General features: G+C 65.4%; 28 protein-coding genes. 7 read left to right on the forward strand and 21 right to left on the reverse strand.

Features of this window, described 5'->3' with window-relative positions; genetic code table 11:
- Window positions 1-294 (reverse strand): TCP-1/cpn60 chaperonin family protein (locus tag EIP75_RS23140; RefSeq protein ID WP_274379829.1); only part of this gene is annotated, 294 nt, incomplete at its 3' end.
- A gap of 58 nt (window positions 295-352) precedes the next feature.
- A complete protein-coding gene (locus EIP75_RS23145) occupies window positions 353-643 on the reverse strand; it encodes a co-chaperone GroES (RefSeq protein ID WP_125245556.1) in 291 nt (96 codons plus the stop codon).
- 330 nt (window positions 644-973) lie between these two features.
- Here EIP75_RS23145 and EIP75_RS23150 point away from each other — a divergent pair, with 330 nt between their 5' ends.
- A complete protein-coding gene (locus EIP75_RS23150) occupies window positions 974-2,452 on the forward strand; it encodes an LVIVD repeat-containing protein (protein ID WP_158622966.1) in 1,479 nt (492 codons plus the stop codon).
- The gene (locus tag EIP75_RS23155) at window positions 2,430-3,176 is read left to right on the forward strand and encodes a DUF305 domain-containing protein (protein ID WP_125245558.1); all 747 of its coding nucleotides are present in this window, start codon (window positions 2,430-2,432) and stop codon (window positions 3,174-3,176) included. The genes EIP75_RS23150 and EIP75_RS23155 overlap by 23 nt, the downstream gene beginning before the upstream one ends.
- Here the strand turns inward: EIP75_RS23155 and EIP75_RS23160 are convergent.
- The 10 genes from EIP75_RS23160 to EIP75_RS23200 are packed head-to-tail and all read right to left on the reverse strand — an operon-like array spanning window position 3,161 to window position 11,381.
- A complete protein-coding gene (locus EIP75_RS23160) occupies window positions 3,161-3,706 on the reverse strand; it encodes a lipocalin family protein (RefSeq protein ID WP_233585013.1) in 546 nt (181 codons plus the stop codon). The two genes, EIP75_RS23155 and EIP75_RS23160, sit on opposite strands and share 16 nt — an antisense overlap.
- Window positions 3,703-4,800 (reverse strand): SAM-dependent methyltransferase, encoded by a 1,098-nt coding sequence (locus EIP75_RS23165; RefSeq protein ID WP_125245559.1) that lies wholly within the window; start codon window positions 4,798-4,800, stop codon window positions 3,703-3,705. Before EIP75_RS23165 ends, EIP75_RS23160 begins: the two co-directional genes overlap by 4 nt.
- Complete coding sequence (locus tag EIP75_RS23170) at window positions 4,797-5,420, reverse strand: DUF1295 domain-containing protein (RefSeq protein ID WP_233585014.1); 624 nt, start codon at window positions 5,418-5,420, stop codon at window positions 4,797-4,799. Before EIP75_RS23170 ends, EIP75_RS23165 begins: the two co-directional genes overlap by 4 nt.
- Window positions 5,414-5,548, reverse strand: a complete 135-nt coding sequence (locus tag EIP75_RS24940; protein WP_274379830.1) for a hypothetical protein — start codon at window positions 5,546-5,548, stop codon at window positions 5,414-5,416. Before EIP75_RS24940 ends, EIP75_RS23170 begins: the two co-directional genes overlap by 7 nt.
- A 34-nt stretch (window positions 5,549-5,582) precedes the next feature.
- Window positions 5,583-6,104 (reverse strand): DUF2878 domain-containing protein, encoded by a 522-nt coding sequence (locus EIP75_RS23175; protein ID WP_125245560.1) that lies wholly within the window; start codon window positions 6,102-6,104, stop codon window positions 5,583-5,585.
- Entirely contained in the window at window positions 6,101-7,408 is a 1,308-nt protein-coding gene (locus EIP75_RS23180) for an SAM-dependent methyltransferase (protein WP_125245561.1), read from the reverse strand. Before EIP75_RS23180 ends, EIP75_RS23175 begins: the two co-directional genes overlap by 4 nt.
- Complete coding sequence (locus EIP75_RS23185) at window positions 7,405-8,190, reverse strand: DUF1365 domain-containing protein (protein WP_125245562.1); 786 nt, start codon at window positions 8,188-8,190, stop codon at window positions 7,405-7,407. The genes EIP75_RS23180 and EIP75_RS23185 overlap by 4 nt, the downstream gene beginning before the upstream one ends.
- Window positions 8,187-9,497, reverse strand: a complete 1,311-nt coding sequence (locus EIP75_RS23190; RefSeq protein WP_125245563.1) for an NAD(P)/FAD-dependent oxidoreductase — start codon at window positions 9,495-9,497, stop codon at window positions 8,187-8,189. Before EIP75_RS23190 ends, EIP75_RS23185 begins: the two co-directional genes overlap by 4 nt.
- A gap of 4 nt (window positions 9,498-9,501) precedes the next feature.
- Window positions 9,502-10,533, reverse strand: a complete 1,032-nt coding sequence (locus EIP75_RS23195; protein ID WP_233585015.1) for an acyl-CoA desaturase — start codon at window positions 10,531-10,533, stop codon at window positions 9,502-9,504.
- Window positions 10,534-10,592: 59 nt separating this feature from the next.
- Window positions 10,593-11,381 carry a hypothetical protein gene (locus EIP75_RS23200; RefSeq protein WP_125245564.1) on the reverse strand — a complete coding sequence of 263 codons (789 nt, stop codon included), beginning with the start codon at window positions 11,379-11,381 and terminating at the stop codon, window positions 10,593-10,595.
- A gap of 143 nt (window positions 11,382-11,524) precedes the next feature.
- Between EIP75_RS23200 and EIP75_RS23205 the strand changes: the two genes are divergently transcribed.
- Together EIP75_RS23205 and EIP75_RS23210 are read left to right on the forward strand one after the other, a co-directional pair.
- Window positions 11,525-11,866: a hypothetical protein gene (locus tag EIP75_RS23205; protein ID WP_125245565.1), complete on the forward strand. Its 342-nt coding sequence runs from the start codon at window positions 11,525-11,527 to the stop codon at window positions 11,864-11,866.
- Between the two features lie 139 nt (window positions 11,867-12,005).
- Window positions 12,006-12,890, forward strand: coding sequence for a metal-dependent hydrolase (locus EIP75_RS23210; RefSeq protein WP_125245566.1), 885 nt, complete (start codon window positions 12,006-12,008; stop codon window positions 12,888-12,890).
- 94 nt (window positions 12,891-12,984) lie between these two features.
- Here the strand turns inward: EIP75_RS23210 and EIP75_RS23215 are convergent, their stop codons facing one another.
- The 3 genes from EIP75_RS23215 to EIP75_RS23225 form a co-directional block, all read right to left on the reverse strand.
- The gene (locus EIP75_RS23215) at window positions 12,985-13,614 is read right to left on the reverse strand and encodes a PEP-CTERM sorting domain-containing protein (RefSeq protein ID WP_125245567.1); all 630 of its coding nucleotides are present in this window, start codon (window positions 13,612-13,614) and stop codon (window positions 12,985-12,987) included.
- 204 nt (window positions 13,615-13,818) lie between these two features.
- A complete protein-coding gene (locus EIP75_RS23220) occupies window positions 13,819-14,697 on the reverse strand; it encodes a crotonase/enoyl-CoA hydratase family protein (protein ID WP_125245568.1) in 879 nt (292 codons plus the stop codon).
- Window positions 14,697-15,455 carry a Coq4 family protein gene (locus EIP75_RS23225; RefSeq protein WP_125245569.1) on the reverse strand — a complete coding sequence of 253 codons (759 nt, stop codon included), beginning with the start codon at window positions 15,453-15,455 and terminating at the stop codon, window positions 14,697-14,699. Before EIP75_RS23225 ends, EIP75_RS23220 begins: the two co-directional genes overlap by 1 nt.
- 182 nt (window positions 15,456-15,637) lie before the next feature.
- Here EIP75_RS23225 and EIP75_RS23230 point away from each other — a divergent pair, with 182 nt between their 5' ends.
- On the forward strand, window positions 15,638-15,820 hold the full coding sequence (locus tag EIP75_RS23230; protein ID WP_125245570.1) for a hypothetical protein: 183 nt from the start codon (window positions 15,638-15,640) through the stop codon (window positions 15,818-15,820).
- A gap of 21 nt (window positions 15,821-15,841) precedes the next feature.
- Here the strand turns inward: EIP75_RS23230 and EIP75_RS23235 are convergent, their stop codons facing one another.
- The 5 genes from EIP75_RS23235 to argB are packed head-to-tail and all read right to left on the reverse strand — an operon-like array spanning window position 15,842 to window position 19,573.
- Window positions 15,842-16,342: an NUDIX domain-containing protein gene (locus tag EIP75_RS23235; RefSeq protein WP_125245571.1), complete on the reverse strand. Its 501-nt coding sequence runs from the start codon at window positions 16,340-16,342 to the stop codon at window positions 15,842-15,844.
- Window positions 16,339-17,226 (reverse strand): ATP-binding protein, encoded by an 888-nt coding sequence (locus EIP75_RS23240; RefSeq protein WP_125245572.1) that lies wholly within the window; start codon window positions 17,224-17,226, stop codon window positions 16,339-16,341. The genes EIP75_RS23235 and EIP75_RS23240 overlap by 4 nt, the downstream gene beginning before the upstream one ends.
- A gap of 39 nt (window positions 17,227-17,265) precedes the next feature.
- Entirely contained in the window at window positions 17,266-17,937 is a 672-nt protein-coding gene (slmA, locus tag EIP75_RS23245) for a nucleoid occlusion factor SlmA (RefSeq protein WP_125245573.1), read from the reverse strand.
- Window positions 17,934-18,659: a pyrimidine 5'-nucleotidase gene (locus tag EIP75_RS23250; protein ID WP_125245574.1), complete on the reverse strand. Its 726-nt coding sequence runs from the start codon at window positions 18,657-18,659 to the stop codon at window positions 17,934-17,936. Before EIP75_RS23250 ends, slmA begins: the two co-directional genes overlap by 4 nt.
- Window positions 18,656-19,573, reverse strand: a complete 918-nt coding sequence (gene argB / locus EIP75_RS23255) for an acetylglutamate kinase (RefSeq protein ID WP_125245575.1) — start codon at window positions 19,571-19,573, stop codon at window positions 18,656-18,658. The genes EIP75_RS23250 and argB overlap by 4 nt, the downstream gene beginning before the upstream one ends.
- Before the next feature lie 174 nt (window positions 19,574-19,747).
- Between argB and EIP75_RS23260 the strand changes: the two genes are divergently transcribed.
- On the forward strand, window positions 19,748-20,053 hold the full coding sequence (locus EIP75_RS23260; RefSeq protein ID WP_233585016.1) for a copper-binding protein: 306 nt from the start codon (window positions 19,748-19,750) through the stop codon (window positions 20,051-20,053).
- Between the two features lie 228 nt (window positions 20,054-20,281).
- Here EIP75_RS23260 and EIP75_RS23265 read toward each other — a convergent pair whose 3' ends face one another.
- Window positions 20,282-20,755 carry a YqaA family protein gene (locus tag EIP75_RS23265; RefSeq protein ID WP_420797185.1) on the reverse strand — a complete coding sequence of 158 codons (474 nt, stop codon included), beginning with the start codon at window positions 20,753-20,755 and terminating at the stop codon, window positions 20,282-20,284.
- A gap of 323 nt (window positions 20,756-21,078) precedes the next feature.
- Between EIP75_RS23265 and EIP75_RS23270 the strand changes: the two genes are divergently transcribed.
- A partial coding sequence (locus tag EIP75_RS23270; RefSeq protein WP_199758683.1) for a tRNA dihydrouridine synthase occupies window positions 21,079-21,690 on the forward strand: 612 nt, incomplete at its 3' end.

Here is a 21,690-nt window from a genome sequence, read left to right on the forward strand (position 1 = left end):
GGCCTGGGCCAGCACGGTGGCAGTGGTGGTGCCGTCACCGGCGTTGTCCGAGGTCTTGGAAGCGACTTCCTTGACCATCTGGGCGCCCATGTTCTGGAGCTTGTCCTTGAGCTCGATTTCCTTGGCCACGGACACACCGTCCTTGGTCACGGTGGGGGCGCCGAAGGAGCGCTCGAGCACCACGTTGCGGCCCTTGGGGCCCAGGGTCACCTTGACCGCGTTGGCCAGGATGTTGACACCCTCGACCATGCGGGCACGGGCTTCACCGCCGAAGACGACGTCTTTTGCTGCCATTTGAATTCTCCGAAATCAGTAGATGTGGGGTAGTGCCTGAGAGGCTTGTCGTGTCGGCTTACTTGGCGACGACGGCGAAGAGGTCTTCTTCGCGCATCACCAGCAGCTCATCGCCGTCCACCTTGACGGACTGGCCAGAGTACTTGCCGAACAGAACGCGGTCGCCGACGGCGACGTTCAGGGCGACGAACTCGCCCTTGTCATTGCGCTTGCCGGGACCGACGGCGAGCACTTCGCCCTGGTCAGGCTTCTCGGCGGCATTGTCAGGAATGAAGATGCCCGAAGCGGTCTTGGTTTCTTGCTCAAGGCGCTTGACGATCACGCGATCGTGCAGAGGACGCAGTTTCATGACTTCTCCTGTCTGGTGAGACATCGATGGGTTGTGGTCTTGCATGTAAGTAATCACTCACATGCAAAGCTTGGGGTAAAGCGTAGGCGCCGGTGGACACAGGCCCTGCCGACGCCTTGTTAGCACTCAAGCCAGTCGAGTGCTAAAAGCATTATAGGGATCGGGCCGGGAGTTTCAAGGGGTTCCGGGAAACAGGAAAAACAGGAGTGTCCACGACTTGGCCCCGGCGACTCAGTGCTTGCCCTGGGTTCTGCCATTGCAGCCAATGAATGGCCGGGATGGTGATTGCGGACAACTCTGGCTCGATGAAGGATGTCGCAGGAGGTAGACATGACCGACTCGACATGGACACGCACGCTGTGTGCACCCCTGGTCTTCGCGATGGGTGTGGCCGGTCTCACGGCGCCCTGGCCAGCATCGGCCGCCACGGACACCATTGCCGCAGTGCCCGCAGCGCAGTGCGGCCCTGGATCGCGCCCGGAAACAGGCCTGCAGGGCCAGGTACCTGCCGCTGACCGCATCAGTGGCCGCAGCAAGCAGGGTTATGCCTGCAACATGGAGATGGTGGGCCAGCACCAGGGCGAAGGCGCCTCCATCATCAGCGCGGTGGCGGGCCACTGCGCCTACATCCCTACCTCGTACGCCGGCACCAGGCAGAAGATGCAGCAGGGTGTGCAGGTGATCGATGTGTCCGATCCTGGCCACCCCCGCTGGGTCAAGTCGCTCACCACGCGGGCCTTTCAGCTCGGCACCTGGGAGACCATGAAGGCGAACCCGGCCGGCACGATCCTGGCGGGCGCAGGCGTCGGCCTGCTGTTCGGCGCCGACAAGCTGGATCTGTACGACGTGTCGGACTGCGTCAACCCCAGGCTGCTCAACAAGGATGCCAGCGGACTTGAGTCGCAGACGGTGAAGAACCTGGCCCACGAAGCCGAGTGGTCACCGGACGGGCGCACCTACTGGACCTCGAGCAACGCGGCAGGCTACCTGTCCGCCATCGACGTGAGCAATCCGGCCAAGCCGGCGACGGTGTACCACGGGGGCTCGTCCATCTTCCTGAACCACGGCATGTCGTTCAGTGCCGATGGCACGCGCATGTACCTGGCCAGCATGTTCCCGGCTGGCGTGGTCGTGCTCGATGTCAGCGACATCCAGCACCGCAAGGCAGGCTCGCCGCGGGTGCGCCAGATCTCGCGACTCAAGTGGAGCGATGGCAGCATCACGCAGAGCACGGTGCCCGTCACCTACCAGGGCAAGCCTTACCTGATCGCGGTGGACGAAGGGGGCGCCCAGGATGTGAACGGCGCCATCCGCTTCATCGACATTTCCGACGAGCGCGCGCCCGTGGTGGCCTCGCACATCCGCCTGGCGATCCAGGCGGCCTCCAACCTGGCCACGCGCCGCAAGGATCTGGCCGGCGACAGCATCTTCTCTTACGACGCGCATTACTGCGACGTGGACCGCAAGACCAATCCCACCGCGCTGGCCTGCGGCTACTTCAACGCCGGCATCCGGGTGTTCAACATCGTGGACCCGCTCAGGCCCCGCGAGATCGCCTACTTCAACCCACCCGCGCAGACGGGCCGCAACGCCCAGTTGCCCGGCTCGGACCACGCACAGGCGCCTGCCTTCGGCAGCCTCCCGGGTATCTCGCCCATCACGGGATCGCTGGGCCTGAAGGTGGCCGACCTGAGCGCTGATTGGTGTTCATCGCCCCCACGGTTCGTGAACAACCAGCTGTGGGTTTCGTGTTCAGACAACGGGTTCATGGTGCTGAGGTTCACCAATGGCGTCTACCCCATCCAGTGATCGGCCGCCGTGGCGACAAGCGGCGGGACTGATCCTGATGTGCCTGGTGGTGGGCGCCTGCCTGATGGCGGCCGATGCGGCCTCGCTGCAATGGACAGCTCCGCCCACCGCCAGGGTGGGTGCATCGATCGGCGAGCATCGAGCTTCGGCCACTCCATCACCGGGCCCTGTCAGCGTCGGCTTCGCACAGGACATGTCTGTGCATCACGAACAGGCCGTGCTGCTGTCGCGCATGGCAGAGGGCCAGGCCACGCCGCCGGTGCAGGTCTGGGCACGCGGCCTGGCCAACATGCAGCTCAAGGAGATCGGCCACATGCAGGGGTGGCTGATGCTGTGGAACGAGCCTGCCACCAGCGGCTCCGCCAGCATGAGCTGGATGGCCGATGCCTACAGGCGGTCAGGCCAGCGCCATGAGCACTACGAGCGCTTCATCAGCCTGTGCGGCAGCCTGGGCACCATGCCCGGCCAGGTCAGCTCACAGGAGTTCGAGCGCCTGTCACGGCTTCGCGGCGCGGACTTCGACCGGCTGTTCCTGCAACTGATGGTGCGCCACCACGAGAGCGCGCTCACCATGGCCCAGTTTGCGCACGAGCATGCCGAACACGAGGTGGTGCGGCAGCTGGCCGCCTTGATCGTGGCCGAACAACGCCAGGAATGGATGACGATGACGAGCGCGCTCCACCAGCCACGGCGTGATCAAGCCCAGTCTCAACGGTCCAGGTGAGGCACCTTGCGCAACTGGCCCGTGTCATAGCCCATGGCCTTGATGCGTGCCAGGTGGGCCTGGTAGTCCGCCTCGGGGATGCTGGGCGTGCGCGCCATGATCCACACCAGGTCACGGGCATTGCGTGCCACGATCGTCTGGCTGTAGTCATCGTTCAGGTAACTGATCACGTACTCGGCCTGGATGGGCCAGAAGAACTGCATGTCCCACAAGGCGTTGCCGGTGCCGGGCTTGACCGTGCCGATGGGATGCATGGTCTTGATCGGCTGCTCATGGCCGCCCTGGCGGTAACGGAAGGTGGTCTGGATGCGGCCATCAGGGCGAGGGGCGTAGGATTCGACCGCGTCGTAGGTGTCCTTTTCGAGAAAGGACGGAATGCTCGCGATGACGTACCAATCACCCATGAAGCGGGGCAGATCCACCTGGGCCACGCGAGGCACCGGCGGCAGGCCTTCCTTGGCACCGCCACAGGCTCCCAGGCCCAGCACGGACATCGCGGCAGCCGCCCATGACAGGATGCGCGCCTTCATGAGGGTGCCCTTTCGAAACGGTAGTGGGCCACGAGCCACTGCTGGCCACCGTCGTATCCGAACAGCTCGGCGCAGGACATCCAGAACATGCGCCAGCGTTGCCACCACAGGGCTGCGCCCTCGCGGCCATACGCCTGCTCCAGCACATCCATCACGGCTTTGCGGTGCCTGTCCTGCTGCTGCAGCCAGTGGTTGGCCGTGCGCTGGTAGTGCGTGCCATCGACCAGCCAGCGCGCCTGCAGACGCAGATCGTTCTGGAACCACAGCAGCGTGTCGGCGGCGGGCATGATGCCGCCGGTGAAGAAGTGCCGGCCCATCCAGTTGTCCTCGCCCTGGGTCTCGAATGGATACATGTGCGTGCGGTGGGCAAAGATGTGCACGAACAGCTTGCCACCCGGTTTCAGCCATTGCCCGATGCGTGCCATCAGGCTCTCGTAGTTGCGCATGTGCTCGAACATCTCGATGGACACGCAGCGGTCGAACTGGGCAGGGTCCAGCGCCAGGCTGTTCACATCGGTGGTGATGACGCGCACATTGTTCAGCCCGCGCTCACGGCACTGTGCCTCGATGTGCTCGCGCTGCGGGCGCGAGTTGGAGACGGCCGTGATCCACGACTGTGGAAACTGCTCGGCCATCCACAGGGTCAGCGATCCCCAGCCGCAGCCCAGCTCCAGGATGCTCTGCCCATTGGCCAACTGGGCGCGCTCGCCATAGAGCGCGAGCATGGCCTCTTCGGCCTGGTCCAGCGTTTCATGGCCCGAGGGGTAGTAGGCGCTGGAGTACTTCAGCCGACGGCCCAGGCACAGCTTGAAGAACTCCGGCGGAAGCTCGTAGTGCTGCGTGTTGGCGGCGTCGGTGTGGATGGCGATGGGGCTGTTCTTCAGTACTTCGATGCGCTGGCGAAAGCGCTCTGCCTGCGCCTCGGCACCGCCAGCCGACTCTTCGGTGAGGCGTTGGGCGCACAGGCGCCGTATGCCCAGGCGCAACAGCGCGTCGGGCACCAGGCCGCGTTCAGCCAGGCCGAGCAGGCCGGGCGCGGCATGGTCCTGGGCCAGTTCCGGGCGGCCCGATGCAAGGGTGGTGCTGGTACTCATGGAGGACTCCTGTCGCTTGTCTTGGGGAACCACGGAAAGAGCATGGGGGTGTTGCGCTGGTACTCACGGTAATCATCACCACGCGTGCGCAGCGCCTGTTTCTCGGTGAACGGCACGCCGCTGAGGTAACGCAGAAAGAGGTACATCAGCACCGGCCCCAGCCAGGCCAGGGCCCACCACGGTGAGCCCACGGCCAGCAGCACATAGCTGAACCAGTGCAGCCATTCGAAGAAGTAGTTGGGGTGACGCGAATAGCGCCACAGGCCCGCGCGGCAGGTGCGGCCATGGTTGGCAGGGTCGGCCCGAAAGCGCGCCAGTTGGTCATCGGCGATGCTCTCGCCGGCTACGCAGGCCAGCCACACGATGCAGGCCAGGGCCGACCACACCGGCAAGGCGCTTGAGGCGCGCGACACGGCCAGGAAAGGCAGCGAGAACAGCAGCACCAGCAGGGCCTGCGCCTGAAAGAACACCAAGAACTTGAGCTGGCTGCCCTGCCAATGCTCTCGCAAGGCCCGGTAGCGGCCGTCTTCGGTTTCGCGGCTGACGCGGCGCCACAGATGCCACGCCAGCCGCCCCCCCCACACGCCGCCCAGCACCGCCAGCAGCACGCGGCTCAGCACCGCACCATCGCCCAGGATGCCCAGCAGCAGCCTGCGTTGTCACGACGGCGCTGCCACACCCAGCCCAGCGTCATGGCCACGGCGCTGAGGCCCCAAACGAGCAGCAGGCTTTGCCAGGCGTTCAGCATGATGTGGTTCCTCGCTTGTGATCAGGCCGACGACTCAAGAGGCCGGTTGCCGCGCTGCCCGCAGCAACATCGTCATGGCCACGGCCCAGCCCACCCCCAAGGCCATCAGCCCCCGCCAGGCTGGCGCCTCGAAAGCCACGACCTGCCAGCCTCGGGCAGCCCCCAGGTAGGCCAGTGGCCCGCCCAATGCACCCAGCACGCCGCCCAGCCACAGGCGCTGTCGAAGCCAGCCCATGGAACGCGTCAACGTGGTGGAAAACGCCGCCCACAAGGCCAGGATCCACAGGGGCGCGAACGTTTGCCCCGGGGCTGGCGACGGCGCGCCATACCGCGCCCACCCGAGGGTGGCCAGCGCCGTGTCGATCACGCTGCCGCACAGCAGCGCTGCGAGCAACAGCTGCAGGTCTTTCGCCCGCCAGGGCGAATTCACCACCGTGGCGGCCACGAACACCAGGGCGGCCAGCACACCAGGCCAGGCAAGCCCCTGCCCCGCACCGATCACCGCGACGAACCACACCACCTGGTAGGCGATGGCGTTGGCCCACAGCGTGTTCATGCCGGTTCATGGCCAGGGCCCCAGGAGGTCAGCGTGGACACGCCCTCACCAGGCCGGTAGCCCGGCTTGGCCATCAGCAGGTGCGCCACGCCGATGGAGCGCTCACGAAAGCCCCCTTCGCAGTACGCCAGGTAGAAATCCCACATGCGGATGAATCGTTCGTCGAAGCCCTGCGCACGCGCCTGCGGCAGCGCCGCCATGAACCGCGATCGCCAGGCCTGCAAGGTGCGCGCATACGACAGCCCGAAATCCTCCAGGTGCACCAGGGCCAGGTCGCTGGCGCGCGTCTTGGCCGCCAGCAGTGCGTTCACGGAGGGGATGAAGCTGCCCGGGAAAATGAAGCGCTTGATGAAGTCCACCGCTGCCACGGCCTGCTCATAACGGTGGTCTTCGATGGTGATGGCCTGCACCAGCGCCAGCCCCTCGGGCTTGAGCAGGCGGCCGAGCTTGTCGAAGTACGCGTCCAGATAGGGCGCGCCGATGGCCTCGACCATCTCGATCGACACCAGCTTGTCGTAGGTGTGCGCCAGATCCCGGTAATCCTGCAGCAGCACGGTGATGCGGTCCTGCAGACCGGCCTGCTGCACGCGTTGCGTGGCCAGGGCATGCTGCTCTTGCGAGATGGTGGTGGTGGTGACGTGGCACCCCCAATGCCGGGCTGCGTGCAAGGCGAAACCGCCCCACCCCGTGCCGATCTCGATCACGCGATCGGACGGCCGCAACTGCAGCTTGCGGCAGATGGCATCGAGCTTGCGGGTGGAGGCGGCCTCCAGTGTGTCGTCCTCGCCAGCCCACAAGGCCGATGAATACATCAGGTCGCTCGACAGGAACAGCGAGAAGAAGTCGTTGCCCAGGTCGTAATGGGCGGCGATGTTGCGGCGGCTGCCTTCGCGCGTGTTGCGGCGCAGGGCATGCCAGGCACGCAAGGCCCAACCGCCCAGGCGCGCCAGGCCGGTTTCCATGCCATCGACCAGGTCGCGGTTGCGCACCAGCAGCCGGATCAAACCAACCAGGTCATCGCAATGCCAATGGCCGTCCATGTAGGCCTCACCGGCCCCCACGCTGCCTTGCGCGGCCACCGCGCGGTAGAAGGCGGCATCGCGCACTTCCAGGTGGATGACGAGATCGCTGCCCGCATCGCCCAGGTCGGTGTGGCCGATGGCATCGCTCAGGGACACCCGGCCGCCCTTGAGCAGGGCCATCTGGGCGAGCAGGCGCTCGCGCAGCAGCAGGTCGATGGAACCGATGCGCGCAGGCACAGGCACCGCAGAAGTTGCGACACGGTGGTCGATGGCATTGCTCATGGAGGGCCTCCGGCAATTCTGGGATGGTCGTGGATGGGGGTTCGCTTGAGCCACAGCTTCAGCGCCTGCCAATGGATGGCACCGATCACCTGAGCGGTCATCAAGGGGTAGCGCCACAGCACGCGGCGCAAGGCGGCGGCATCCAGCGGTCGGCGCTGCAGCTGCACATCGGCATCGAACTCGGCCTGGCCATCGTTCAGCACGGTCATGTGCACGCGCAGCTCATCGGCCGGCACCGTGAAGCGCCAGTCGTATTCGCGCTGCATGGCCATGAAGGGAGAAACGTGAAAGCGCTTGTCGAAGCGCCAGTGCAGCGCACGGCCATGGCGCTGCGCCTGGTCGACCGCCAGCACATAGCTGTGCCGCTCTTTCCAGGGCGTGTTGGTGATCTCTGCCACGATGGCCTCCAGATGCTCGCCATCCGGCGCGAAGCAGTAATAGAAGCTCACCGGGTTGAACACGTAGCCCGCATAGCGCAAGTGCGTGAGCAGGCGGATCGGGCCCATCGGCCGATGGCCCAGCACCTGCTGGACACGGTCGCGCACGGCATCGGCCAGCGGGCGCTCGGGCGGGCCCAGGTAGTCGCTTCGGTGGAAAGCGGCCAGGTTGCATCGGCCCACCGACCACAGCCAGCGCTCACGGAACACCGCATCGAGGTCGTCCAGATCCAGGTAGAGCTGGGCCATGCGGTAGCTGAACGCGTGGGCTCTCGGTGCGTGACGGCGATGGCGGACCGTGCCTTCGTACACGGCGCTGGCAGAGATTTCCGGCGGCCGTGTCATGCTGGCACCTCGTGCGGCCGAACCACGCCATCTGCAACCTTTGCAGGCACCCCAGCACCCGCCTGCGGCCAGTCAACACCCAAGGCGCTGGCCACCTCCACGGCACTGCGCATGCCGTCTTCATGAAAGCCCCAACCCCAGTAGGCCCCGGCGAACCAGGTGCGCCGCTGCCCCTGGATCTCGGCCTTGCGGGCCTGCGCCGCCACCGACTCATGCGTATAGACCGGGTGGTGGTACTGCATGCGCTTGATGACCTTGGCGGGGTCGATGTCATGCGTGCCATTGAGCGTCACGATCAGAGGCTCTGGCGCGTCCAGGCCCTGCAGCAGGTTCATGCAGTAGCTCACCGTGCAGGTCTGCGTGGGCACCTTGGGCACGCGTGCGTTCCAGGCGGCCCAGGCCTTGCGGCGTTGCGGCAGCAGGCGCGCATCGGTGTGCAGCACGGTGTCGTTGGATTGGTAGCCGATGGCGCCCAGCACAGCGCGCTCCTTCGCATCGGCGTCGTGCAGCATCGCCAGGGCCTGGTCGGCATGGCAGGCCATCACGACATGGTCGAAGCACTCGGTGCCGTGGCGCGACGTCACCACCACCCCATCGGGTACACGGCACACCGACTGCACCGCGCTGGCCAGGCGCTCGTGCACGGCCCAGCTCTGGCGCATGGCCTGGATGTAGCTGGACGAGCCGCCACACACCACACGCCATTCGGGCCGGTCGGCCACCTGCAGCATCTGGTGGTTGGCCATGAAGCGCACCAGGTAGTGCGCCGGGAAGGACAGGATCTGCTCGGCGGGCGAGGACCACAGCGCCGACGCCATGGGCACCAGGTGATCGTCACGGAAACCGGCCCCGTAGCCATGGGTGTCGAGAAACTCGCCCAGCGTGGGCCCCTGGCCGGGCAGCGCCAGCAGCGCCGGGGCTTCTCGGTAAAAACGCAGGATGTCGCGCACCATGCCCAGGAAGCGCGGAGACGCCACATTGCGGCGCTGGCAGAACAGCGTGTCCAGCGTGGCCGCGTTGTACTCCATGCCGCGCGCCTCGTTGCGCACCGAGAAGCTCATGGTGGTGGGCTGCGATGCCACGCCCAGTTCGTCGAACAGGCGGTTGAGCAAGGGGTAGTTGGCCGGGTTGTGGACGATGAAGCCCGTGTCGACCGCGTACGAGCGGCCCTGCAACTCGATGTCGTGCGTGTGCGTGTGCCCACCCAGGCGCTCCTCGGCTTCGAACAGCGTCACCAGGTGCTGGCGTGACAGCAGCCAGGCCGCGGCCAGCCCCGAAATGCCTGATCCGATCACGGCGATGCGCATGGTGTCAGCTCCTGCCCTTGCGGCCCTGATGACCTTTTCGGCCCTTCTCGATCACCCACGCCGGCACGGGCTTGAGCCCACGCACCAGCCCCATGGCGGCCAGCAGGCGCAGGCCCCCATAGGTGATGTCCAGCTCCCACCAGCGAAAGCCCTGGCGCGCCGAGCCGGGAAAGAAGTGGTGGTTGTTGTGCCAGCCCTCGCCAAAGGTGATCAGCGCCAGCCAGGCGTTGTTGCGGCTGTCGTCCCGCGTGTCATAGCGGCGCCGGCCGAAGCGGTGCGCCAGCGAGTTGATGGTCACGGTGGCATGGAACAGCACCGTGGTGGAGATGAAGAAGCCCCACACCAGCATCTGCCACCCATCGGTGCCCAAGCCGGGCGCCCAGTGCTGCAACCCCTGCCCGGCCACGAACAGCAACAGTGCCAGGCCCAGCGGCACCACGGTGTCGAAGCGGTCCAGCCAGCGCAGCTCCGGAAAGCGGGCCAGGTCCGGCACGCGGCTCAGATCCGTCGCGAAGGCACGCGGCGTGAGGAACCACCCGGCATGGCTCCACCAGAAACCCTGATGCCGCGGTGAATGCGGATCCTGCAGCGTGTCGGCCAGGCGGTGGTGGTTGCGATGATGGGCGGCCCACCACAGCGGCCCACGCTGGCCGCATGCCGCACCGATCACCGCGAACACGAACTGCACGGCACGCGATGCCTGGAAGGTGCGGTGCGAAAAATAGCGGTGATAGAAGCCGGTCAGCGCGAACATGCGCAAGGCGTACAAGGCCACAGCCGTGCCCACCGCCACGGGCGTGGTCCCCACCCACCACACCGCCAGGCAACCCAGGTGCATCCCGATGAAGGGCAAAGCGCGCAGCCAGTCGATGCGGTCATCGGCCGCGGCCTGGCCTGGATTCGCACTGGTGTCGAACCAGCGACGCAGGGCCTGCAGCCGGCGGCGCCAGGGCAATGCCTGGGCAGAATCGGGCTGAGCCGGCCTGGACGGGATGATGGCTGGGGGTTGCGGCATGACGATGGCTGGCGGTTTCATGGAGACATACGCACCCTGGGGTGCATCGGATGCACCCGCAGGCGGCGCAGCCATGCGGTTCACAGCACGCCTCCCGGACATTGCGCCACCAAAGGGCGGGCCAACGCCGCGGCCATGTCCTCGGCGGTGACCATCGCTTGCCGACGGCTCGATGGAAACTCGATGCGCACGTCCAGGTGGCGGCCTTGCCGGTCCCTGATGGTGCCGATGCCCTGGAACGCCACCAGGCGCCGCCCATCCGGCTCGTAGGCCAGCGCGATATTGGGTGCGGCAAAGCCGTACCAGGCATCGAGCCGCATGCGCAACCAACGCACCGACTCTCCATTGAACGTGTCGTCGCGGGCATCGGCAATGCGAAAGCGCCAGTACTCGAACCGGCTGGGCACCAAGAAGGGCACACTCAAGGCACCGCCCGATGACAACGCGGCCCACTGCCCCCGCACGAACGCATCGAAGCCTGCATCGATCACGGCCCCGGGAGCCGTGGGCAGCGGCCTCGCATCCAGGCGGGCGTCACCACGGGCCTGGACAAACACCTCCCGGGCGCCGCCTGCCGCCGTCCGCACCCCTTCCCGATAGCCGTCACGGGCATCCAGGAAGTCGAAATCAGGGGCCTGGGCCCCGGGTTGCGAGCGAAGGCGCTTGCGGGCGAAGGGGCTCCCGTCAGGGCAGCGGTAGAGCACCAGATGCTCTTGCACGCCGGCCTCTTCGTGCAGCCAATGGGTCTCGCTGTACAGCAAGGTCGATCCGTGAGGCGCATAGGCCAGGCCCTCGTAACGCTCACGGGCATGGGCCGAGGCGCTGACGACCAGCAGACAGACGGTGGACAGCATGGTGCGCAGATGCATGGCCTTTCATACGAGACCAGGGGGGCATCGGATGCACCAGTTGGCCGATGGATCACCACCGAATGCCCTTGCCAGGCACACCGATTGCCACGCTTTGACCACGTGCCGACTTGTCCGGCCACGTTTCTACAAAGGAGATTGCAATGAACACACAACTCAAGACCCTGCTGGCCGCCACCGCCGCTGCATTCAGCCTGTCCGCCATGGCCGTTGACACCAACCTGGCCAACGACCCGGGCGGCAACCTGACCAAGCAGGAGGCACGAGACCTCAAGACCCAGAACAAGGCCGAGTACAAGGCCAACAAGAAGGTGGCCGAGGCCAACAAGGATCTGGACGTGGCCGATTGCAAGACCGCCAACCTGGAAGCCAAGGACGAACGCGACTGCAAGCACGACGCCAAGACGACCGCCAAGGCCGCCAAGCACGATGCCAAGGAAGCCTACAAGGACAACAAGGGCGACATCAAGTCGCGCACTGAGTAAATCAGTTCCAGTGAAGGTACGCGCACGACACCTGGCGTAAACCCTGGGTGTCGTGCGCGATGCCTTACTGTCGCCCTGGCAGGCCCAAAGATGACAAACCGCTACCTACACTGCGGCACGTTGTCATGAGGAGACCGCCATGTCCAAGTCACAAAAACACCAAGGCCCTGATCAGATCGTTCCGCGCGAGAAGCTCGATTTCCAATTGGACGAGTCCACGCCCCGCTTCTGGCACGGCGGCAATCCTTTCCGCACACGGCTGTTTGACGGCATGCAGGCCGCCTTCCCTGATGGTGAGCGTTATTTCATCACCAGTGTGCGCGCGTTCCGCCATCTGATCAAGGATCCGAAGCTGGCCCAGGACGTCAAGGACTTCATGCGGCAGGAAGGCCAGCACGGCATTGCCCACACCCATTACAACGACCTGCTGCGCAAGCAGGGTTGCGATGTGGACCGCATCCTGACCGATGCGAAGGCGCTGTTCGACGACTACACCAACAAGTACTCTGCCGAGTACAACCTGGCCTTGACCGCCGCGTTCGAGCACTTCACGGCCATGATGGCCGAGGGCCTGTTCTCCAAGCGCGACATCATGAAGGACGCCGACCCGAACGTGAGGGCCATGTGGGCCTGGCATGCCATCGAGGAGATGGAGCACAAGGCCGTGGCCTTCGACGTGATGCAGCAGATCGCCAAGGTGGGCTACTTCAAGCGCTGCGTGGCCATGACACATGCCCTGTACAAGGTGGTGGTCGACAGCATTCGCCTGACCAACCGCCTGATGGTCGGCGATGGCTTCAGCCTGGGCAAGCGCGTGTGGTTGATCACCAAGGGCCTGGGTTGGGTCTATGGCCCGGGTGGCCTGTTCGCCCGCAACACCTTCAAGCTGCTGGATTACTACCGCCCTGGTTTTCATCCGTGGCAGCACAAGGTGGTGCACAGCTACCCGGTGTGGGTGCGGACCTATGCCGAAACCAACGACCCGATGGTGGCCGGCAACGCCTTGTTCCAGGCAGCGCACTGAACCGAGCGCAAATCTGCGCCCATGAAAAAGGCAACCCTTGGGTTGCCTTTTTTGATGCCTGCCTCCAAAGAGGCTGGCACGGTCGATCAGCCGGTCAGGCCTGACGCTTCTGGCGAGCGATCAGGGAGATGCCAACCAGGCCCAGGCCCATCAGGGCGTAGGTGGAGGGCTCGGGCACGGCGGGAGCGGTGGGCACGGAAACCGACTTGATCGAAGAAGTGATCGACGACAGCGACGCGGTGCTCACGCCTGCGGTGGTCAGGTAGGCGGTCAGGCCTGCGGACACGCCGAAGTTCGAGGCTGTCAGGATGCTGTTGGTGCTGGAGGTCGTGCCAGCCTTGAGCAGGTCACCTGTGAATGCGATGCCGGACAGCAGCGAGCCGGAGCCCGTCAGCGTGCCAAACAGCGTGTTCGTGGTCAGGTCATAGGCGAAGTTCGTGAAGCTCAGGGTCTGCTTCGCAAACAGCACAGTCAGGCTGATGGAGAACCCGTCACTGTTGCCAAAGTCGACCACCTTGTTGCTGGCCGATGCCACAGGGGCCGTCAGCACGCCGGTGGATGAACTGTAGGTGTCGGCACCAATCGCGGCCACGGTCAGGCTGTTGGCGCTGATCACGCTGGTGTCCAGCTGCACGGTGGCGTTGGCAGCCATGGCACCGTGGGCGGCCACGGCAGCGGCCACGGCAACAGCAGCGCGGGAGATGGTTTTGATCACTGCGTTCATGTTTGTCCTTCGGTTGTGTTTACGGAGATCCTCAAGCGATCTTCGGAGATTCAATTCAGCGCACCGCGTTAAACCTTGGTGCATGGCATCCAATGTCCAACATCCCCCTTGCGTCGCCCACAGGGTTTCTCCGACAAAGCATTCATTTGAGGGGGTGGGCTTGTCCTCAAAGGCGTGTAAAGCACCACAAATTCGTGGTCTTGTTCACTCCCACCAGGGGTAGAAGGGCGGCATGGCCGACGCCTTGCTCCCGAACTGGGCAGGCCGCTTGTCCAGGAAGGCCTGCACGCCCTCCTTGCCGTCGCCCACGCTGGTGTAGAACATGGCCAGCGAATCCACCTGGTGCGCGGCCAGCGGGTGCGGCTGCGCCGAGTTGCGGTACATCATCTGGCGGGTCAGGGCCACGCCCACGGCCGAGCGCTCGCTGGCGATGCGGCGGGCGATCTTCATCGCCTCGTCCAGCAACTGGTCGGCCGGGTAGACGGCCTTGACCAGGCCACCGAGCTGGGCCTCATGGCCGTCGAAGATGTCGGCCATGTAGGTCCACTCGAGCGCCTGCGAGATGCCCACGATGCGCGGCAGGAACCAGCTGGAGCAGGCCTCGGGCACGATGCCGATGCGGCCGAACACGAAGCCGATCCTGGCCTTTTCGGACGCGAGGCGGATGTCCATCGGCAGGGTCATCGTGGCGCCAATGCCCACGGCCGCACCGTTGATGGCACCGATCACCGGCTTCTTGCAGTTGAAGATGGACAGCACCACACGCCCACCGGTGTCGCGCACGCCGTTGAAGATGGCCGGATCGTCCAGGCGCTCTTGCATGTCCTGCAGGGTTGGCTGCTGGCTCTCGTCCAGGCCGAACACATTGCCCGGCACCGACAGGTCCATGCCTGCGCAGAAGGCCTTGCCGGCGCCGGTGACCACGATGGCGCGCACGGCATCGTCGTCGCTGGCGCGCGTGAAGGCATCCACCAGCTCGTTGGCCATCTCCACCGTGAAGGAATTGAGTTGCTCGGGGCGGTTCAGGGTGAGCAGCAGCACGCCGTCGTCGCCGACGGTCCAGGCCAGGGTGTTGTACGTCATCAAAGGATCCTTCCAGGGGGTTGCGGGATGGCGCGGCCCAGCGCCCGGCCCCGGTCCGTCACGGCCAGGTAGCGGGTGGGCGGCGCGATGTTCAGTTCGCGGCGCAACTCAGGCAGATCGCGCTCAAGCAGGGTTTCCAGGGGCTGCACCACCAGCCATGACGCGGCCCGGCCGTGTCGCCAGGCCTCCCACACCGCGCCGAGCATGCCGGGCAGACGCCACCGGCGCCTGAGTGTCAGGGCGCCGAGAAACGCGATCAGGGCAAAGCTGCGCGTGCGCTGGTGAGGGTATGAAAACGCCAGCACGCAGACCTCGCCGAGCTCATCTCGGCCATAGCCGCTGAGCACATGGAAGAGGTCGTGCATGTCGCGCAGCCGGCAGCCGATGTAGTGGCGATCGGAGCCATCGTCGGGCTGGGCCATGCCTGCGCTCTTGGCCACGTCCACCAATCCTTGCGCGGACAGCTGCTCTTCGGCCAGGAAGTCATGGTAGGTGCGGCCAAAGGTACCCAAGGGCAAGGCCGCCAGCCATTCCGTGCGACGCAGGGTGGGCAGCAGTGAGCGCCGTTCGGCCAGCCGTTCACGCCCTTGTGCATCGGCACGGAAACGCGCCAGCAGCTTCAAGGGCGAGCTCCCGCGCAGGGCCTCCGTGAGCAGGAACACCTGCCGCGTGTCCTGCGGATCGCGCCGCAACGCCAGCAAGGCCTTGAGGGCCTTGAGCGGTTGCACGGGAGTGGGTGGGGCGGTGTCGAGGTTCATGCCAAGGCAGATCAGCCCAGCAGGATAACGCTGGCCCGCCTGCTCGCAAGGGGCCTGCGGCGCCAACCTAGGGTTGCCACCTAGGCGATCGACTGTTCAGCTTGGTTGACAATGCCACGCGCCTGATGTTCTGGCGCCCGGGGTCCACAAGATCCCGGCTGTACACCCCGAGGAGATCCCCCATGTGGAAGATGCTGGCTGGTTTTATCGTGTTCGCCGTGATCGCCGTGTTCCTGTTGATCAAGAGTGGCGCCGATGTGGACATGGGGGGTGAACAGCATGGCGTGGGCGTGTCTCATTCGGAAGAGCCGGCCGCCAGCGCGCCGGCCTCGGCTCCTTCAGCCCCTTCCGCACCGTTGAACTGAGGCCCGGCGGCACGCGCCCACCTAGCCGCCGATGTGCGTGGGGCCCTCGTGGCCCCGCTCCTGCGCCAGCCAGATCAGCACCGGGATCGTCCCGGGCAGCACAGGGCCCTGCTCGACGGGCAGGGTCTGCCACGCCATGGCCTGGCCTTCGCGCATCTCGAACGAGCCCTGCCAGTCATAGACCTTGCAGAAGTTCAGGCGCACACGCGCGTGCGGGTAGTCCATCACCTCCACCTGCCAGGGATGCGCCTGGCCGATGGTGATGCCGAGCTCTTCGTGCAGTTCGCGGCGCAGCGCTGCCTCGACGCTTTCGCCGGCTTCGAGCTTGCCGCCCGGGAACTCCCAATAGCCTTCATAGACCTTGCCCGCCGGGCGCGAGGTCATGAGGAAACGTGTTTCATGGCCGTGCGCGTCGCGCTCGACCAGCACGCCCACCGCCACCTCGACCGGCACGCGGTCGGTGGGCGGCATCACGTGGTAGGGCTTGGCCTCGTGCGCGTCACCCTGGGCGCTGCCGCTCATGCCTTGGCTCCCTGGCGGCCGACCAGGTCACGTGCGAACTGGTAGGCCACGCGGCCCGATCGCGAGCCGCGCTCCAATGCCCACACCAGGGCCTCTGGGCGCGCGGCCTCGATCGCATCGGCCGACAGGCCGAAGTGGCTCAGCCACTGCGACACGATGGCCAGGTACTCGGACTGGCTGAAGGGGTAGAAGCTGATCCACAGGCCGAAGCGCTCGGACAGCGAGATCTTTTCCTCGACGACCTCACCGGGGTGGAGCTCGCCATCGTCGGTGTGCTTGTAGGTCTTGTTGTCGCTGTGGTACTCGGGCAGCAGGTGGCGGCGGTTGGACGTGCTGATGATCAGCACGTTGTCGCCCGCGGCCGAGACGGTGCCGTCCAGGATGGACTTGAGCGCCTTGTAGCCGGGCTCGCCATCCTCGAAGCTCAGGTCATCACAGAACACGATGAAGCGCTCGGGGCGCGCCGCCACGCGCTCGATCAGGTCGGGGAGGTCGACCATGTCGGCCTTGTCGACCTCGATCAGGCGCAGGCCGTCAGGCGCGTGCGCATCCAGCCCGGCCTTGACCAGCGAGGACTTGCCCGTGCCCCGCGCACCGGTCAGCAGCACATGGTTGGCGGGGCGGCCGGCCACGAACTGGGCCAGGTTGCGTGCAAAGCGCTCTTTCTGCGTGTCCACCTCTTTCAGGTCGGCGTAGCTGATGCGCGAGACATGGCGAATCGGATCGAGCACGGCACCGCCCCAGGCCCCACCGCGCTTGCGGTAGCGCCAGGCGATGGAGGCAGACCATTCGGGCTCCTGCAGCGGATGCGGCAGCAGCACTTCAAGGCGGGACAGCAGTTGCTCGGCACGGCCGAGCAGGTTCGTCAGATCAGCAGCAGACATGGGTGACAGACTCTGGCAAAGACAGGAGCGCGGCGTGGTTCAGCCCAGCAGCAGCCGGGTCTCCGCGTCGAAGTGTTCGGTGGGCAGGCGCTTGAAGCCCGTGCGCACGAAGCGGTGCAGGCGTCCGAGCAGCAGCGCCAGCGCGGTGGAAGCGCTTGCCTGTGCATCGAGCGTGGGCGTGCTCGATCCCCGGGATTCGGCCAGCGCCTTGAAGCTCTGGCGCAGCAGGGATTCGAGCCGGTCCAGGCACTGGTTCACGCGGGTGCCCAGGCGCTCGTGCTCGAAGGCCAGGGCCTCACCGGCGATCACACGGCTCATGCCCGGGTTCTTCTCGCCGAACTGCAGCACCAGCGCCAGCACACGGGCGATCTGGCGGGCCGGATCGGGCTCGCGCTCGATGATCTGGTTGGCCAGCGTGAACAGGCTCTGCTCGATGAACTCGATCAGGGCCTCGAACATCTGGGCCTTGCTGGCGAAGTGGCGGTAGAGCGCGGCCTCGCTCACCTCCAGGCGCGCCGCCAGGGCCGCCGTGGTGACGCGCTCGGCGCCGGGCTGCTCCAGCATGGTGGCCAGGGCCTGCAGGATCTGCACGCGCCGCTCACCAGGCTTGGGGCGTTTGCGGACCGGTGCCGCTGTGGCCACAGCCGCTGCTGCGCTGCCGCCGACACCGGCATCGGTGTCAAGGTCGTCAGCAGGCGCAGGATCGTTCATGGCAGCGGTTGAAGGGTGGACCAGGCGTGCAGCGCCTTGAGGCTTCTGATTCTGGCACACACCCAGGCGGGCCTGCGGTGCAGCCGGCCCTCCATCTGGATACCGTGCGCGCGGCCCGGCACCCGGGCCTTGGCGCGGGCCCCCAGGTAATGCTGCATCCACACCGTGCGCAGCCCGAGCGCATGGGCCGTCTTCAGGTTGCTCAGGGTGTCTTCGACCAGCACGCAGCGGTGCAGCGGCAACTTGAAACGGGCCAGCACATGGCGCAGCGAACGGGCATCGGGCTTGGGCCGCAGTGCACCGAACACCCGCATTTGCTCGATGGAGATCACCCCTTCGAAGCAGCTGGCCAGGTCCAGGGCCGTGAGCACGCGCTTGGCGTAGTCGGCCGGCGCATTGGTCAGCACGAACTTGCGGCCCGGCAGGCGGTAGAGCGCCGCGCGATCGGCCGGCGGGATGTGCAGATGCGCCTCCATGCCGGGCAGCTCATGCGTCTCGGCCAGGAAGTGCGCTGCGCGGATGCCGTGGTGCTTTTCAAGGCCCAGCAAGGTGGCGCCATAGCGCCGCCAATACTGCATCCGCAGCGCCTCGGCCTGTGGCCGCGTCACGGACAGATGCCGCACGATGTAGTCGGTCATCGACACATTGATCCGACCGAACACGGCGCTGGACGCGTCGTGCAGGGTGTTGTCGAGGTCGAACAACCAGATGGGCGAGCTCAATGCGACCGGATCATGGTGCCGTAGGCCTGCTCGGTCAGGATCTCGAGCAGCATGGCGTGGGGCACGCGGCCATCGACGATGTGCACCGCGTTGACGCCGCTCTTGGCCGCATCCAGCGCCCCGGCGATCTTGGGCAGCATGCCGCCGCTGATGGTGCCGTCTTCGATCAGCTCGTCGATGCGGCGGGCCGTCAGGTCGGTCAGCAGGTTGCCTTGCTTGTCGAGCACACCCTTGATGTTGGTCAGCAGCATGAGCTTCTCGGCCTTGAGCACCTCGGCCAGCTTGGAGGCCACCAGGTCGGCGTTGATGTTGTAGCTCTCGTTGTCGGTGCCGAAACCGATGGGGCTGATCACCGGGATGAACTGGTCATCCTGCAGGGCTTTGACCACACTGGGATCGATGGCCTCGATCTCGCCCACCTGGCCGATGTCGTGCTCCTTGGTGGGATCGTCCTTGTCGAGCAGCTTGAGCTTTCGGGCGCGGATCAGGCCGCCGTCACGACCTGTCAGGCCCACGGCCTTGCCACCAGCCACGTTGATCAGGCCCACGATGTCTTGCTGCACCTCGCCGGCCAGCACCCACTCGACCACGTCCATCGTCTCCTTGTCCGTGACGCGCATGCCCTGGATGAACTCGCCCTTCTTGCCGATCTTGCCCAAAGCGGCATCGATCTGCGGACCGCCGCCATGCACCACCACCGGATTGAGCCCGACCAGCTTGAGCAGCACCACGTCTTCCGCGAAGTCTGCCTGCAGTTCCGGATCCGTCATGGCATTGCCGCCGTACTTGATGACGATGGTCTTGCCGTGGAACTTGCGGATGTAAGGCAGGGCTTGCGCCAGGATCTCGGCCTTGTCGCGCGGGGCGATGCTGGTGAGGGAGTCTGATTGGGCAGCAGGGGGCTCGGCGGTCATGGCATCAAGGTCCAAAAAATGGGTGGGTTCTGATGGAAACCCCTCATTTTAAGAGATGGCGGGCCATACCGCATGTCAACCTGGCATGCCCGCCATGCGTCTAATGGACTGGCGGTGGAACCTTGGGATCACAATCGTTGTCCAATCCCCGTCAATGTCGAAATGGAGCACATCGTGAAAACTCGCTGGTCCTCGTCCCCTCTGTCGTCCCTGGCCGCACTGGTCATGGGACTGGGCTTGGCCGTGTCTGCCCAGGCCCAATCCGTCGATGGAGAGGTCAAGAAGGTCGATGCGGACGCCGGCAAGGTCACGCTCAAGCATGGCGAGATCAAGAACCTGGACATGCCGGCCATGCAGATGTCCTTCCGCGTGTCAGATCCCGGCTGGCTCAAGACGCTGCAGGTGGGCGACAAGGTGAAGTTCACTGCGGACAAGGTGGGCGGCCAATTCACCATCACCACGCTGGAAGTGAAGAAATAAGTTTTTCAGGCGCTGCCGAAAAAAAGGGCTCTGGAAATCCAGAGCCCTTTTCAATTGAATGAGTCCCCCCTGGACTGATTCAAAATGGCCGCGAAGCCATTCGATTTCAAATCACTGTTTGAAGCATTTGTTTGCTTCGGAGCGAAGTTTAGGGGGCAAGCACCGGATTGCAGACGCATTGGTTCCCCGAAATGGTTACAAGATGCAATCCCATGTTCATGTGATGCACTAAGCAGGAATGGCCACGCCCGGAAACATTCCCATCAGGGCAGCCGTCATCACCAGATACCGCGCAAATTTGCCAATGGCCATGTAGATCAGGCAAGGGCGCAGCGGCATCCCCAGCCAGCCGGCCACACCGCACAGCGGATCTCCCACGAGAGGCAGCCATGACAGCAGGCAGGCTTTGGGGCCGAAGCGTTCCAGCCAGGCCAATGCGCGGGTTTCGACATGGTGATGGGCCAGCCGGTCTGCCGCCTGGTGCGCCTTCTTGCCCATCCACCAAGTGACGGCGCCTCCCAGGGTATTGCCCAAGGTGGCCACCAGCACCGCTGGCCAGAACAGCTCTGGCTGGAGCTTGACCAATGCGAACACCGCCGGCTCGGAGCCCAACGGCAACAAGGTCGCCGAAATGAACGACACCACGAACACAGCCGGCAGGCCCACCTTGGGCAAGGCGACCATCACCAGCACAGTTTCCATCCAGGGGGGCATCATTCGCGGCGTGTCTCCTCTAGGCCGTTGTCATTCTCGTCACACCCACAATATAGGTCGGCCAGCCGAGCGTCGGCGGGCGGCATTCAAACCGCGCGAGCAATTGGGTATTTGACCCAACACGACACAGCGCCACAAGCATCGAGGCGGGCGACCTGGAACCGGACACGCCGCACTTGATCTTGTCCGGATTTTCAGTGTCAAGCCCATGAATGGAGCCCCCTGCTGGGCAGCCCACGGGCTATAATCTGCCTCCTTTTTAAGCAGCCCCGATCCGCTCACCCGGTCGGGGCTTTGACGTCTTTCGCCCCATGTTCATCGGCCCGATCGAGTTGCCCAACCGCCTGTTCGTGGCGCCCATGGCCGGCGTGACGGACCGGCCGTTCCGCCAGCTGTGCAAGCGGCTGGGCGCGGGCTATGCCGTGAGCGAGATGGTCACGTCGCGCAAGGACTTGTGGAACAGCCTGAAGACTTCGCGCCGCGCCAACCACGACGGTGAAACGGCCCCGATCTCGGTGCAGATCGCCGGCACCGACGCGGCCATGATGGCCGAGGCTGCGATCTACAACATCGACCGCGGCGCCCAGATCATCGACATCAACATGGGCTGCCCGGCCAAGAAGGTGTGCAACAAGTGGGCGGGCTCGGCCCTGATGCAGGACGAACCGCTGGCGCTGCAGATCGTGCAGGCCGTGGTGGATGCGTGCGCACCGCATGGCGTGCCCGTGACATTGAAGATGCGCACCGGCTGGAGCGCCGAGCACAAGAACGCCGAGCGCATCGCACGGGCCGCCGAGCAGGCTGGCATCGCCATGCTGACGGTGCATGGCCGCACGCGCGAGCAGGGTTACAAGGGCCAGGCTGAATACGACACCATCGCTGCCGTGAAGGCCGCCGTGAGGATCCCGGTGGTGGCCAATGGC

The sequence above is a fragment of the Aquabacterium soli genome (assembly GCF_003933735.1).
Classification (GTDB): Bacteria; Pseudomonadota; Gammaproteobacteria; order Burkholderiales; family Burkholderiaceae_C; genus Aquabacterium; species Aquabacterium soli.